This is a genomic window from Agrobacterium sp. GD03872, assembly GCF_029840625.1.
GTDB classification, from domain to species: Bacteria; Pseudomonadota; Alphaproteobacteria; order Rhizobiales; family Rhizobiaceae; genus Agrobacterium; species Agrobacterium fabrum_A.
In genome coordinates, this window is the sequence record NZ_JAOCCY010000002.1 from 646,008 (window position 1) to 658,774 (window position 12,767).

At 59.7% G+C, this 12,767-nt stretch carries 12 protein-coding genes; 9 read left to right on the forward strand and 3 right to left on the reverse strand.

Going from position 1 to position 12,767, the window contains the following annotated elements; translation table 11 throughout:
- Positions 1-26 precede the first annotated feature (26 nt).
- The 4 genes from N5D22_RS07135 to N5D22_RS07150 all read left to right on the forward strand — a co-directional run bounded on the left by N5D22_RS07135 (position 27) and on the right by N5D22_RS07150 (position 3,092).
- Positions 27-1,211 (forward strand): NAD(P)/FAD-dependent oxidoreductase, encoded by a 1,185-nt coding sequence (locus tag N5D22_RS07135; RefSeq protein WP_279654973.1) that lies wholly within the window; start codon positions 27-29, stop codon positions 1,209-1,211.
- Positions 1,212-1,366: 155 nt separating this feature from the next.
- A complete protein-coding gene (locus N5D22_RS07140; protein ID WP_279654974.1) occupies positions 1,367-1,501 on the forward strand; it encodes a hypothetical protein in 135 nt (44 codons plus the stop codon).
- Positions 1,502-1,754: 253 nt separating this feature from the next.
- Positions 1,755-2,627: a LysR family transcriptional regulator gene (locus N5D22_RS07145; protein WP_279654975.1), complete on the forward strand. Its 873-nt coding sequence runs from the start codon at positions 1,755-1,757 to the stop codon at positions 2,625-2,627.
- A gap of 111 nt (positions 2,628-2,738) precedes the next feature.
- The gene (locus N5D22_RS07150) at positions 2,739-3,092 is read left to right on the forward strand and encodes a hypothetical protein (protein WP_279654976.1); all 354 of its coding nucleotides are present in this window, start codon (positions 2,739-2,741) and stop codon (positions 3,090-3,092) included.
- 75 nt (positions 3,093-3,167) lie between these two features.
- Here N5D22_RS07150 and N5D22_RS07155 read toward each other — a convergent pair whose 3' ends face one another.
- Both N5D22_RS07155 and aceA read right to left on the reverse strand, forming a co-directional pair.
- The gene (locus tag N5D22_RS07155) at positions 3,168-3,425 is read right to left on the reverse strand and encodes a hypothetical protein (RefSeq protein ID WP_004432604.1); all 258 of its coding nucleotides are present in this window, start codon (positions 3,423-3,425) and stop codon (positions 3,168-3,170) included.
- A gap of 84 nt (positions 3,426-3,509) precedes the next feature.
- On the reverse strand, positions 3,510-4,799 hold the full coding sequence (aceA, locus tag N5D22_RS07160) for an isocitrate lyase (RefSeq protein ID WP_279654977.1): 1,290 nt from the start codon (positions 4,797-4,799) through the stop codon (positions 3,510-3,512).
- A gap of 256 nt (positions 4,800-5,055) precedes the next feature.
- On the opposite strand from aceA, the gene N5D22_RS07165 reads away from it, so the two are divergent.
- From N5D22_RS07165 to N5D22_RS07185, 5 genes are all read left to right on the forward strand, one after another.
- Positions 5,056-6,471: a helix-turn-helix domain-containing protein gene (locus tag N5D22_RS07165; RefSeq protein WP_279654978.1), complete on the forward strand. Its 1,416-nt coding sequence runs from the start codon at positions 5,056-5,058 to the stop codon at positions 6,469-6,471.
- A 152-nt stretch (positions 6,472-6,623) separates the two neighbouring features.
- Positions 6,624-7,721, forward strand: a complete 1,098-nt coding sequence (locus tag N5D22_RS07170; protein ID WP_279654979.1) for a polyamine ABC transporter substrate-binding protein — start codon at positions 6,624-6,626, stop codon at positions 7,719-7,721.
- 135 nt (positions 7,722-7,856) lie between these two features.
- Positions 7,857-9,014: an ABC transporter ATP-binding protein gene (locus N5D22_RS07175; protein WP_279654980.1), complete on the forward strand. Its 1,158-nt coding sequence runs from the start codon at positions 7,857-7,859 to the stop codon at positions 9,012-9,014.
- A gap of 11 nt (positions 9,015-9,025) precedes the next feature.
- Positions 9,026-9,934, forward strand: a complete 909-nt coding sequence (locus tag N5D22_RS07180; protein ID WP_279654981.1) for an ABC transporter permease subunit — start codon at positions 9,026-9,028, stop codon at positions 9,932-9,934.
- 4 nt (positions 9,935-9,938) lie between these two features.
- Positions 9,939-10,751: an ABC transporter permease subunit gene (locus N5D22_RS07185; RefSeq protein ID WP_279654982.1), complete on the forward strand. Its 813-nt coding sequence runs from the start codon at positions 9,939-9,941 to the stop codon at positions 10,749-10,751.
- Between the two features lie 310 nt (positions 10,752-11,061).
- On the opposite strand, the gene N5D22_RS07190 is transcribed toward N5D22_RS07185, so the two are convergent.
- Positions 11,062-12,726 carry an iron ABC transporter permease gene (locus tag N5D22_RS07190; protein ID WP_279654983.1) on the reverse strand — a complete coding sequence of 555 codons (1,665 nt, stop codon included), beginning with the start codon at positions 12,724-12,726 and terminating at the stop codon, positions 11,062-11,064.
- Between the last annotated feature and the right edge of the window lie 41 nt (positions 12,727-12,767).

Here is a 12,767-nt window from a genome sequence, read left to right on the forward strand (position 1 = left end):
AGAGGAAAGGAAACGGATCGGATGGAATGATGACAGAGAAATGTGACGTGCTGATTTTGGGGGCGGGCGCCGCCGGCATGATGTGCGCCATCCGCGCCGGCCAGCGCGGCCGCTCCGTCGTCATTCTCGACCATGCGAAGGCGCCGGGCGAAAAGATCCGCATCTCCGGCGGCGGCCGCTGCAACTTCACCAATATCCATGCCGGGCCGAAGAATTATCTCTCCGCCAACCCACATTTCGCCAAATCCGCGCTCGCCCGTTATACGCCGCGTGATTTCATCGCCCTTGTCGAAAAACACCGCATCGGCTGGCATGAAAAGACGCTCGGCCAGCTCTTCTGTGACGACAGCGCCAAGGACATCATCCGCATGCTGCTTGGCGAAATGCAGGCGGTGAATGCGAAGCTGCGGCTCGAAACGTCAGTTTCGGCCGTCACCCATGATGGAGCCCGTTTTCGCGTCACGACATCAGGCGGCGTCATCGAGGCGGAAAGCCTCATTGTGGCGACGGGTGGCAAGTCGATCCCGAAAATGGGCGCGACCGGTTTCGCCTACCAGATCGCCGAACAGTTCGGCCTCAAGCTCATCGAGACTCGTCCGGGCCTCGTGCCGCTGACGCTTGATCCCGCCTCGCTGGAAAAACTGAGCCCGCTTGCCGGCGTCGCGGTTCCGTCCGAGGTTTTCCATGGCAAGACCTCGTTTGAGGAAGCGCTGCTCTTTACGCATCGCGGTTTAAGCGGCCCTTCCATCCTGCAAATCTCATCCTACTGGCGCGAGGGTGATGTGGTCCGGCTGAAGCTCGAGCCGCATCGCGATATAGCCGCGCTGCTGAAGCAGGCGAAACAGAAGAACGGCCGCCAGTCGCCCCAGACGGCTCTGTCGGAAATCCTGCCGAAACGGCTCGCCCAGCACGTTGTCGAACAATCCGGCCTCAGCGGTCATCTGGCGGATATGTCCGACAAGGCTCTGGCGAAGCTGGCGGGCGAGGTGCAGGACTGGCAGATCAAGCCCGCCGGTTCGGAAGGTTATCGCACGGCGGAAGTCACGCTCGGCGGCGTTGATACGACCGGTCTCGATTCCCGCAGCATGGCGGCGAAATCCTTACCCGGCCTCTATTTCATCGGCGAATGTGTCGATGTGACCGGCTGGCTCGGCGGTTATAATTTCCAGTGGGCATGGGCCTCCGGGCAGGCGGCCGGGGAATTCGCGTGAGGCCACGCCCGTTAATGCCTTGTTAACGGGCGCGGAGTCATCCTGACCAAATGCCAGCAAGGCCGGATCGCTCAATGATCCCGCTGCACATGATGTCCTGCTGGAGGCCCTCAACAGGGCATGGGTCGGTTGAGTTTTTCGTCAGGAACCCGCGCATGAACAGATCCGCACATCGCCGCCCTCGCGCCATTGCCATCGCCCGCGCTGATAACGACAGCAGGCAACTGGCCTTTCGCCTGAGCCTCATCGCAGCCGGCGCTCTGGCAGCCCTGATCGCCCTCGTTTATTGATCGGCGGCTCTTTGCCCTCATCCAGCTCATAAGTGCGCTGAAAAACCGCGACGGCCGAGATGCCTGCGCCATATCGGCATAAAATTTCTCTTCCTGCAGAATGGCTTCGCGCCGTGTGCGCGGCTGACGGTTTTCGATGATGGCCCGTGCTGCAAAAATCGCGTGCATGTCGCTCTCCTTCTAATGCGGAGGGCCATGATGCGCGCCGTTTTTTGATTTATCTGCGCAAGAAAATGCGCTACATTTTTCACCGATGAAAAACGTCACCTGGGATTCCTACCAGCTTTTCCTCGATGTGTCACGCAGCGGCGGCCTGACGGGTGCTGCGGCGCTGACGGGCTTGAGCCCCGCGACGGTGGGGCGGCGCATGGTCGAGCTGGAGGAGCGTATCGGCAAGGCGCTGTTCCAGCGCAGCCAGACGGGATACGCCCTGACGGCGGATGGTCGTACGCTGTTTGACCGGCTTCAGGCGATGGAGAATGCGGCAAGGGACATCGAGGGATGGCAGAAGGCGTCGTCGGCCTCTTCCGTCGTGCGCATCGCCGTCGGCACCTGGAACGCCTGGCTCATGACCGGCAACTTCTCCGCCATCTGCACCGACCGCGATGATTTCCGCATCGACCTGTTCATTGCCGAACAGAGGGCGTCTCTCACCCATCGCGAAAACGATATCGGCATTCGCGCTTTCGAGCCGCAGGAAAAGAACCTTGCCGCCATCAAAACGGGGGAGGTGGCCTATGCGCCCTACAGGCTGCGCAATGCCGCCGCTTCCGTTGCTGATCGGTGGCTGGCGGTGGCGGAGGAAAACGCTATTTCAACCTATCTGCGCTGGCCGCATGAAAATCGTAACAACGAGATCGTGGTAACGGTGAACCGGCCGACGGCGCTTCTCGATCTGGTGCTGGCCGGGGCGGGGGTCGCCGTGCTTCCCTGTTTCGTGGGTGACGCGGATGCGCGCCTCGTTCGGGAAGGTGACGAGCTGGAAACCCTTCGCCACAATCAATGGATCGTCATGAACAATGACGATCGCCACCGCCGTGATATCAGGACGGTGGCGGATCGGATGACCCGTCTGATCAAGAGCCATTCCGATTTATATGCCGGGCACAAGAGCCGCCCCGCATAGTTGCAATTACCTTTGATTGCATAATTTTTGATAAATAATTTATAGTTGCACATGGGCCTGAATAGCCATAGGTTGCCTTTGTAAATTTAACTCCTTTAGGTTGAGGTCGCCATGATAATTTCAGCGTCATATGTAAATGCGATGTCAGCAGCAGGAACACCGGAAGAGGCCGTAAAAATCTTCTATGCGGGCGTAAGCAAGGCACTTGCCTTGGTTGTGGCTGAACAGCTCTCCAAAGCCGTGGGAGCCTATGTGCCAGCGGCTTCCGATACAAAAATCGCCGGTTGGGATAAGCTCATCGGAGGCGTAGCGATGCAATTGGCTTGGGAATCTCCAACTATTCTAAATCCCATTCCCTTGACGCAAATTGCCTCCTTCGCTCCGTATGCGCCTGAATTACAGGGCAATGCAGAGGCAATGGGCGTGAATGTCAGCGTCGGTGTTTCCGTATCGGCGAGTTTCTAAGCTGGAGCACGCTAGGCGCTTTTGTTAAGTGTTTGGGGGGCCGGAACATCGATTATGATGTTCCGGTCTTTCGTTTCAGGCGGCGTCACGCCCCTGCGCGACGATGACAGGGATAAGCAGATCCCCCCAGTTGCCGCCGCCGCCATGGTGGCGGGCCGAGCGGACCAGCTCGACGGAAACGCCGGCCTCAACCGCTTTCATGACGGCCTGGTTGAGGCGGTGCAGATCGTTGGCCAGCATGCGGATGGCGGCCTGCTGATCCTGCGTCATGGCGGAGGACTGTTCCTCGGCGCGTTCCTTGACGTGGGTCTTGATGGGGTTATGGGCATTCATGGCATTTCTCCTCTCATTATTGGTTGGGGTTCTTGATCCGGTTTGCAAGCCCTTCCCGTCATCGGGAAGGGCAGTTTTTCGATTTTATTCGGCCGCCGGGCGGAACTGGTCGTGCTCGGTGGATTCCTTCATGGCGGTGGTCGAAGACGTGCCGCCCGAGATCGCCAGGGACACGGCGTCGAAATAGCCGGTGCCGACTTCGCGCTGATGCTTGGTGGCGGTGTAGCCATTGGCCTCGGCTGCGAATTCCGCTTCCTGAAGCTCGGAATAAGCAGCCATCTGCCGGTCCTTGTAACCGCGCGCCAGTTCGAACATGCCGAAATTCAGCTGGTGGAAACCGGCCAGCGTGATGAACTGGAACTTGTAACCCATCGCGCCCAGCTCGCGCTGGAACTTGGCAATCGTCGCGTCGTCGAGGTTCTTTTTCCAGTTGAACGACGGCGAGCAATTGTAGGCGAGCTTCTTGCCCGGATGCACCTTGTGCACGCCTTCCGCAAACCTGCGCGCCTGTTCCAGATCCGGCTTGGATGTTTCGCACCAGATCAGGTCGCAATAGGGCGCATAGGCTACCGCGCGGGCAATGCAGGGCTCAAGACCGTTCTTGACCTGATAGAAACCCTCGACGGTGCGGCCGGCATCGTAATCCACGAAGGGCTGGTCGCGCTCGTCGATGTCAGAGGTCAGAAGCTTGGCGGCCTCCGCATCCGTGCGGGCGATAACCAGAGTCGGCACACCCATGACATCAGCCGCAAGCCGCGCCGCCGTCAGGTTGCGAATATGCGCCGCCGTCGGGATCAGAACCTTGCCGCCGAGATGACCGCATTTCTTTTCCGATGCCAGCTGGTCTTCATAATGAACACCCGCAGCACCTGCCTCGATAAAGGCCTTCATGATTTCGAAGGCGTTGAGCGGTCCGCCGAAACCGGCCTCCGCATCGGCAACGATCGGTGCGAACCAGGTGTCGACCGAAAGGCCCTTGCCTTCCGCCGTCTCGATCTGGTCGGCGCGCTGCAGGGTACGGTTGATACGCTTGGCAAGCTCAGGCGCCGCATTGGCCGGATAAAGCGACTGGTCCGGATACATGGCCGATGCCGTGTTGGCGTCCGCCGCAACCTGCCAGCCCGAGAGATAGATCGCCTTCAGCCCGGCGCGAACCATCTGCATGGCCTGGTTGCCGGAAAGCGCGCCGAGCGCGTTGACGAAATTTTCCTCGTTGATCAGCTTCCACAGCCGGTTCGCGCCCATTTCGGCCAGCGAATGACGGATTTCGACCGAGCCGCGCAGCCGCTCCACGTCGGCGGCGGTGTAGGCGCGCTCGATGCCGTCGAAACGTCCCTGCGGTGCGCCCGGAACAAGTTTGTAAAAATCCGTCATACTTCTCTCTCCCATGATAAATGCGGTTTCCGTAACGGGCCCTCTTCAACATCATGTGGCGCCGTTTGATGTGACTACATTTACATTTTTCGAGGTTTTAGCGCCAGAACAAACATAAAAACAGTGACTTGAAAGAGGTTATCCTGTAGAGTGCGTGACAGGATGGAGCTGTAAAATTGTAAATTTTGTAAAAGCCTTTGAGCCGATGAGTTTGTAACAGGCTTGTATGAGTTGACGGGGATGGAGGGACGATACTGTGTCGGAAAACAAGATTTTTGCTGGCCCGCGCGTGCGCCGCATTCGCAACGGCCTCGCGCTGACGCAGACGGCCATGGCCGAGGCGCTGGCGATCTCGCCGTCCTACCTCAATCTCATCGAACGCAACCAGCGGCCGCTCACCGTACAGCTGCTTTTGAAGCTTGCCTCCGTCTACAAGGTCGATCTGGACGACCTGCAGGGCGAAAGCGCCGGTTCCGCCGGGCAGCTACGCGAGGTCTTCGCCGATCCGCTGCTGGTCGGTGAGGTACCGTCGCCGCAGGAACTGATCGAGGTTGCCGATGCCGCGCCCAATGCGGCAAGCGGTGTCCTCAAGCTTTACCGGGCCTATAGGGAGCAGGCGCAGCGCCTTTCCGATCTCTCCGATCTTCTGGCGCGGGAGGGGCATGAGACGGCGCTCTCCTCCACCCGTCTGCCGATTGACGAGGTGCGCCATGTCTTCGAGAACCGGCCGGCCTATTTCCATGCCATCGACGCGGCGGCGGAAGAGCTCCACAAATACCTGTCGGCGGGCGACGATCTCGCCTCCGGGCTGAGGGCATGGCTTCAGAAAAACCATGGCATCGTCGTCAGAACCCTGCCGGTTCATGCCATGCCGAATCTCAGGCGGCGTTATGACCGTCATTCCATGCGGCTGTTTTTATCCGAACGCCTGTCGCAGCCGGACCAATTGCGGGAAATGGCCATGGAGACCTGTCTTCTGGCGCTTCGCGAAGAAATCGGTTCGGAGCTTGAAGGGCTCGGTCTGAAAGGGGAGGAGGCAAGGCGCATCGCCCGCTTCGAGCTGGCGCGTTACGCCGCCCATGCGTTGATGATGCCTTATGGCGCGTTCCTTGCCGCCGCCCAGCGGGCGAAATACGATCTCGAGGTTTTGCGGTCGCGCTTCAACGTCTCTTTCGAACAGGCAGCCAACCGTCTTGTCAGCCTGCAACGGCCGTCAGCCGCGGCGATCCCGTTTTTCCTGATGGAGATCGACAATGCCGGCAACCGGTTCCGCCTCGCCGGGGCCGGCGGCTTCCCGAGGGCGCGTTTTGGCGGCCTCTGTCCGCGGCTCAATATCCATGCCGCTTTCGCCCAGCCGGGGCAGGTGCTGGTGGAGGCGGTGGAGATGCCGGATGGCGACGCTTTCCTGACCGTTTCGCGCACGCTCGAAGGCCCGCAGGCGGGGTTCGGCGAAAGGGTGCGGCGAACGGCCGTGCTTCTCGGCTGTGATCTCGCCCAGGCCGGAGACACCGTCTATGGCCCCGCCGCCTCGGGCGCCGCGCCCGTCGCCATCGGTCCTTCGTGCCGGCTGTGCGAAAGGCAGGGCTGTCTGTCGCGGGCCGAAGCGCCGCTCACACGGCCGCTCGGGCTGGATGAAATGGTCACCGGTCTCAGCGTTTTCGACTTCCAGTAGGCGTTTCCATCCGCTTTTTTATGGCCGGAACACATTTGGTTGAAAATGCTGTGCTGCACATTTCCCGCTTGCTCCCTTTTGTTTTCCTTTCTAGTCTCTCCAAAAAAAGGGGATCACGCTCCCACCGTGAGGATGCGTTAACAGGAGACATCATGAAAAACCGTTCTCTCCGCCTGACCTTGGCTCTCACCACCGCGCTCGTTGCAGCAGGCTCGGCAATGGCCCAGGAGAAGGTCGTCCACGTCTATAACTGGTCGGATTATATCGACGAATCGATCCTTGCCGATTTCACCAAGGAAACCGGCATCAAGGTCGTCTATGACGTCTTCGACAGCAACGAGCTTGTGGAAACCAAGCTTCTGGCCGGCAGCTCCGGTTATGATGTCGTGGTGCCGACCGGGCCCTTCCTCGCCCGACAGATCAATGCCGGCGTGTTCCAGAAACTCGACAAGTCCAAGTTGCCGAATCTGAAGAACATGTGGCCGGAGGTCTCCGAGCGCCTGGCGAAATACGACCCCGGCAACGAATATGCCGTGAACTACATGTGGGGCACCACCGGCATCGGTTATAACGTCGCCAAGGTGAAGGCAGCGCTCGGCGATGTTCCGGTCGACAGCTGGGATATTCTCTTCAAGCCGGAAAACGCCGAAAAGCTGAAATCCTGCGGTGTCAATATTCTCGATGCGTCGGACGAGACCTTCGCAATTGCCATGAACTATCTCGGCAAGAATCCCGACAGCAAGGAGACGGCCGATCTGGAAGCTGGCGGCGATGTCTATATGAAGATCCGCCCCTATGTGAAGACCTTCAACTCCTCCGCCTATATCGATGAACTCGCCAATGGCGACAGCTGCATCACCATCGGCTGGTCGGGCGATATCCTGCAGGCGAAGAGCCGCGCCGAGGAAGCCAAGAACGGCGTCGAGGTGAACTACGTCATCCCGAAGGAAGGCACCTATATGTGGTTCGACAACCTTGCCATCCCGGCGGATGCCAAGAATGTCGAGGAAGCGCACGCCTTCATCAATTATCTGATGCGGCCGGAAGTCATCGCCAAGGCGTCCAACTATGTTCAATACGCCAATGGCAACCTTGCTTCGCAGGCGCTGATGGACGAGTCCGTCGCCAAGAACCCGGCGGTTTACCCCGATGCCGAGACGATGAAGAAACTCTTCACCATCTCGCCCTACGGACCGAAGGAGCAGCGTGTGCTGAACCGCGTCTGGACGCAGATCAAGACCGGCAGCTAAGAGCTCCGCCCGCTGGTTGAGGAACGGCCGGCGGGCCTGTTTCTCTGATCCTTTGCCGGCAGGTCCCGTGACCTGCCGGTGTCGCCCGCCCCGAAGCATCGATCGAAAGACCAACGGGATTTGAGGGTAGGGTGAATGGCGAAAACTCTGGGGCCGGTCAAACGCAAATTTAGCCCTTGGGACAATCCCGATGCGGTGCCCTTCATCCGCTTTGAAAACGTCACCAAACGTTTTGGCGATTTTGTCGCCGTCAACAATCTGACGCTCGATATTTACGAGCGCGAGTTCTTCTCGCTGCTCGGTCCCTCCGGCTGCGGCAAGACCACGCTGATGCGCATGCTCGCCGGTTTCGAGGAACCGACGGAAGGCCGCATCCTGCTGCAGGGCAAGGATATTTCCGGCGTTCCGCCCTATAAGCGCCCCACCAACATGATGTTCCAGTCCTATGCGCTTTTCCCGCATATGTCGGTGGAAAAGAACGTTGCTTTTGGTCTGGAGCAGGACGGTCTGCCCAAGGCGGACATCGCCGCCCGCGTCGAGGAAATGCTGCGCCTCGTCAAGCTCACGGAATTTGCCAAACGCAAGCCCAGCCAGCTCTCCGGCGGCCAGCGGCAGCGCGTGGCGCTCGCCCGTTCGCTCGCCAAGCGGCCGAAGGTGCTTCTTCTCGATGAGCCGCTGGGCGCGCTCGACAAGAAACTGCGCGAGGAAACGCAGTTCGAACTGATGGACATCCAGACCAATCTCGGCCTCACCTTCCTCATCGTCACCCACGATCAGGAAGAGGCGATGACGGTGTCGGACCGCATCGCGGTCATGGACAAGGGCATCGTCGTGCAGGTGGCGACACCCGCCGAGATCTATGAGGCGCCCAACAGCCGCTACGTGGCCGACTTCATCGGCGACATCAATATTTTCGACGCGAAGGTCGTCGACAATGCCTCGGATATCGGCAAGCCCGGCCTGGTGACGCTGGATTGTGAAGGGCTGAAGGTGGCGGTGGAGCAGGAATGTGCCGCCGCAACCGGCAGTCAGGTTGCTTACGCCATCCGCCCGGAAAAGGTTCGCATCTCGCTCGACCAGCCCGCCGACAGCAGCGTCAACTCCGCCTATGGCGAAGTCTGGGACATCGGTTATCTCGGCGACTTCTCGGTCTTCATCGTCAAGCTTGCCGATGGCCGCGTCCTCCGCGCCGCGCAGGCGAATGTCTCGCGTCTCGTTGATCGCCCGATCACCTTCGGCGACATGGTGTGGCTGAACTGGAAGCCGGATTCCGGCCTCGTCCTGACGCGCTGAGGGAGGCTTCGATGGCGATCACCACTCCCGAAAACCGGCAAAGCCCCTGGCGCTGGCTGGTCGTCGCGGTTCCCTATTTCTGGCTGCTGCTGTTCTTCGCCGCGCCGTTTTTCATCATTCTCAAGATATCGCTGTCGGATACAGCGATCTCCATGCCGCCCTATACGCCGGTCTTCGAAGGATTTTCGAAGCTCGGAGCGTTCTTCTCCGAACTGGATTTCGAGAACTACCTGTTCCTGACGGAAGATCCGCTCTACATCGACGCCTATCTGTCGTCGCTGCGCATCGCCTTCATCTCCACCTTCCTGTTGCTGCTGATCGGTTATCCCATGGCGCTGGCCATGGCGCGCGCGCCGTCATCCATCCGCCCGACGCTGGTGATGCTGGTCATCCTGCCGTTCTGGACCTCGTTCCTGATCCGCGTTTACGCCTGGATCGGCATTCTGAAGCCCGAAGGCCTGCTGACGGTGCTTTTCCAGTCGATCGGTCTTCTCGGGCCGGACCAGCAGGTCAATATCTTCCGCACCGAGACGGCGATCTTCATCGGCATCGTTTATTCCTATCTGCCCTTCATGGTGCTGCCGCTTTATTCGGCGCTGGAAAAGCTCGACAATACGCTTCTGGAAGCGGCGGCCGATCTCGGTTGCCCGCCATGGAAGGCCTTCTGGAAAATCACCTTCCCGCTGTCGCTGCCGGGCGTCGTGGCCGGGTCGATGATCTGCTTCATCCCGATAACGGGCGAATTCGTCATCCCCGATCTCCTGGGCGGCGCGCAGACGCTGATGATCGGCAAGACGCTGTGGACCGAATTCTTCGGCAATCGCGACTGGCCCCTGGCATCCGCCGTCGCCGTGCTGCTTCTGCTGTTGCTGGTGGTGCCCATCGCCATCTTCCAGAACCAGCAGAAAAAGGTGGGGTGAGGCCATGAAGCGCGGAAAATTCGACATTACCGTCCTCACCCTCGGTTTTGCCTTTCTTTATATCCCGATCGTCATCCTGATTGTTTATTCCTTCAACGCCTCCAAGCTCGTCACCGTCTGGGGCGGCTTCTCGCTGCAATGGTATCGCTCCATGTGGTCGAATGAGGGGCTGATGGATGCCGCCTGGGTGACGCTGCGCGTCGGTATACTCAGCGCCACCATCGGCACCATCCTCGGCACGCTGGCGGCGCTGTCGCTCACCCGCTTTGCCCGCTTCCCGGGACGCGTGCTGTTTTCCGGCATGATCTATGCGCCGCTCGTCATGCCGGAGGTCATCACCGGCCTGTCGCTGCTGCTGCTCTTTGTGGCCGTCGGGGTGGATCGCGGCTTCTGGACGGTGGTCATCGCCCACACCACCTTCACCATGTGTTATGTGGCGATCGTCGTGCAGTCGCGTCTTTTAACCTTCGATCGCAGTCTCGAGGAAGCCGCGCTCGATCTCGGCTGCCCGCCGGTCAAGACCTTCTTCCGCATCACCCTGCCGCTGATCTTCCCGGCCGTTATTGCCGGCTGGATGCTGGCCTTCACGCTGTCGCTCGATGATCTCGTCATCGCCAGCTTCGCCACTGGTCCCGGTGCGACGACGCTGCCGATCAAGATCTATTCGCAGGTGCGCCTCGGTGTGACACCGGAAATCAACGCCATCTGCACGATCCTGATCGGACTTGTGACCATCGGCGTGATCGTCGCATCCATCGCCTCCAAGCGTACCGAGTTGCAGCGGATGCGCGACGAACACGCAGCTGCGCGACACTGATCTAAAGTCCTGTTTCGATTTCTTCGCGTTACTGTTGAAATCATGATGAAATTAGAAGCTTTTAATTTAGTTTCGGCGCTTTACGGTCTCAGAATAGGAATTTTCGTCGGTAATTGCTCGATTTTGGTTTTAACCGCTTGTTAATAGGAGTTGGCGGAAAGTAAACCCAACGCAGGGCTGTCAAATTTCTGATGGCCGGGATTGATAATTTCCATATCGCGAGGTTGTCCCCCTTTCTCTCGTTGAAAAAGCACAACTCATCCAGGCGGCCGCAGGGCCGCCTTTCTTTTTGCCGCCATCGCCATGCCTTTCAGCGGTTTTCCGGATGATCCATCGATTTCGAGACGAGCAGCACGGGAATGAGCCCGGCGAGAATGATGATGATCGCCGGTACGGCGGCATCCTGCACCCTTGATCGGGAGGCATCCTCATAAACCAGCGTGGCCAGCGTGTTGAAACCGAAAGGCCGGAGCAGGATGGTGGCCGGAAGTTCCTTCATGGATTCGATCAGAACCAGAAGAAAGGCGGTCAGCGCTGCCGGCCGCATGTTCGGCAACAATACCTTGAACAGCGTCTGCGCCCGGTTGCGTCCAAGCGTTCGTGAGGCCATGTCGATATGCGGCGAAAGCTTCTGGAAACCGGCATCCAGCGTGCCTTCCGCCATGGTCATGAAGCGCACGGCATGCGCATAGATGATGGCGAAGGCGGTGCCGGAGAGCAGCAGCCCGGTGGAAAAACCGAAATGTGCGCGGATGAAGCCGTCGACGCCATTGTCGAGGCTTGCCAGCGGAATGAGGACGCCGATGGCGAGCACCGTTCCCGGCACGCCATAGCCCATGGAGCCGAAGCGGGCGGCCACCTTCGACGTGCGCGAGCGCTCGGTGCGGATGGCATAAGAAAACACAAAAGCGGCAATCAGCGTCACGAAGGCGGCGGAAAACGAGACTTCGAGACTGTGCCCAAGTGCTTTCAGAAGTTTCGGCGCAAACAGCGCGTCAAGCCTCCTGGCGGCGTAACCGCCGAGCACGATGACTGGAATGAAAAAGCCGCTCGCAACGGGCACGAAGCAGAACAGGCCGGCGCACCAGCGCCGCCAGCCGGTGAGCGCCTTCAGCCGGTGACGCTGCGCCATGCTTGTCGCTTTCGGCGCACCGAAGCGCTGTTTTTCGCGGGCATTGCGTTCGATGACGATCAGCGCGCCGACGATGATGAGGATGACGGCGGCGATCTGCGTCGCATTGGCGAGATTGCCGCGATTGAGCCAGGTCTCGTAAATGGTGAAGGTCAGCGTCTGGACGCCGAGATATTCAACCGCGCCGATATCGTTCAGCGTCTCCATCAGGACCAGCGACAGCCCGATGGCGATGGCCGGCCGAGCCATCGGCAATTGCACGGAGAAAAACACATTCAGCGGTTTTGCGCCAAGCGTGCGGGCCGCTTCGGCCGCAAACCGCCCCTGCATGGAGAAGGCGGCGCGGGCCGAGAGATAAACATAGGGATAGAGTACCGAACTCAGAACGATGACAGCGCCGCCGAGCGACCTGATGTCCGGAAACCAGTATTCGCGGATGCTGTGATAACCGAAGGCGGCGCGCAACGCGCTTTGCACCGGGCCGGTAAAGTCGAGAAATTCGCCGAACGCATAGGCCGCCAGGTAGGACGGAATGGCGAGCGGCAGGACAAGCGCCGCGGACAATAGCCGCCGCAGCGGGAACTCGAATGTGGTGACCAGCCAGGCGCAGACAATGCCGAAAAATGCCGTCGTCGCGGCCGTCATCCCCAAGAGCAGGAAGGTGCGAAACCCGGCGCGCGGCAGGACATTGGCGAGAAGATGTTGCCATCCTTCCGTGCTGCCGGTCAGCGCCAGCCAGAAAATTGCCAGAATGGGCATGGCGGCAATGGCCGCGACGATGACCGCCGCGATGGGCAACACCGAGAAGCGTCTTGTTGCCGGAAGGGAAACCGTCATGGACATGCCAGTCTACTGTCGTGCAAAGGCCTCAACCGGCAACCATT

What these genes read in the sequence shown, in the direction of transcription:
- N5D22_RS07145 (WP_279654975.1), top strand. Translation starts at nt 1,755, where the DNA reads ATGAAAAACGTCACCTGGGATTCCTACCAGCTTTTCCTCGATGTGTCA.
- N5D22_RS07140 (WP_279654974.1), top strand. Translation starts at nt 1,367, where the DNA reads ATGAACAGATCCGCACATCGCCGCCCTCGCGCCATTGCCATCGCCCGC.
- N5D22_RS07170 (WP_279654979.1), top strand. Translation starts at nt 6,624, where the DNA reads ATGAAAAACCGTTCTCTCCGCCTGACCTTGGCTCTCACCACCGCGCTC.
- aceA (WP_279654977.1), bottom strand. Translation starts at nt 4,799, where the DNA reads ATGACGGATTTTTACAAACTTGTTCCGGGCGCACCGCAGGGACGTTTC.
- N5D22_RS07185 (WP_279654982.1), top strand. Translation starts at nt 9,939, where the DNA reads ATGAAGCGCGGAAAATTCGACATTACCGTCCTCACCCTCGGTTTTGCC.
- N5D22_RS07155 (WP_004432604.1), bottom strand. Translation starts at nt 3,425, where the DNA reads ATGAATGCCCATAACCCCATCAAGACCCACGTCAAGGAACGCGCCGAG.
- N5D22_RS07180 (WP_279654981.1), top strand. Translation starts at nt 9,026, where the DNA reads ATGGCGATCACCACTCCCGAAAACCGGCAAAGCCCCTGGCGCTGGCTG.
- N5D22_RS07175 (WP_279654980.1), top strand. Translation starts at nt 7,857, where the DNA reads ATGGCGAAAACTCTGGGGCCGGTCAAACGCAAATTTAGCCCTTGGGAC.
- N5D22_RS07150 (WP_279654976.1), top strand. Translation starts at nt 2,739, where the DNA reads ATGATAATTTCAGCGTCATATGTAAATGCGATGTCAGCAGCAGGAACA.
- N5D22_RS07190 (WP_279654983.1), bottom strand. Translation starts at nt 12,726, where the DNA reads ATGTCCATGACGGTTTCCCTTCCGGCAACAAGACGCTTCTCGGTGTTG.
- N5D22_RS07135 (WP_279654973.1), top strand. Translation starts at nt 27, where the DNA reads ATGATGACAGAGAAATGTGACGTGCTGATTTTGGGGGCGGGCGCCGCC.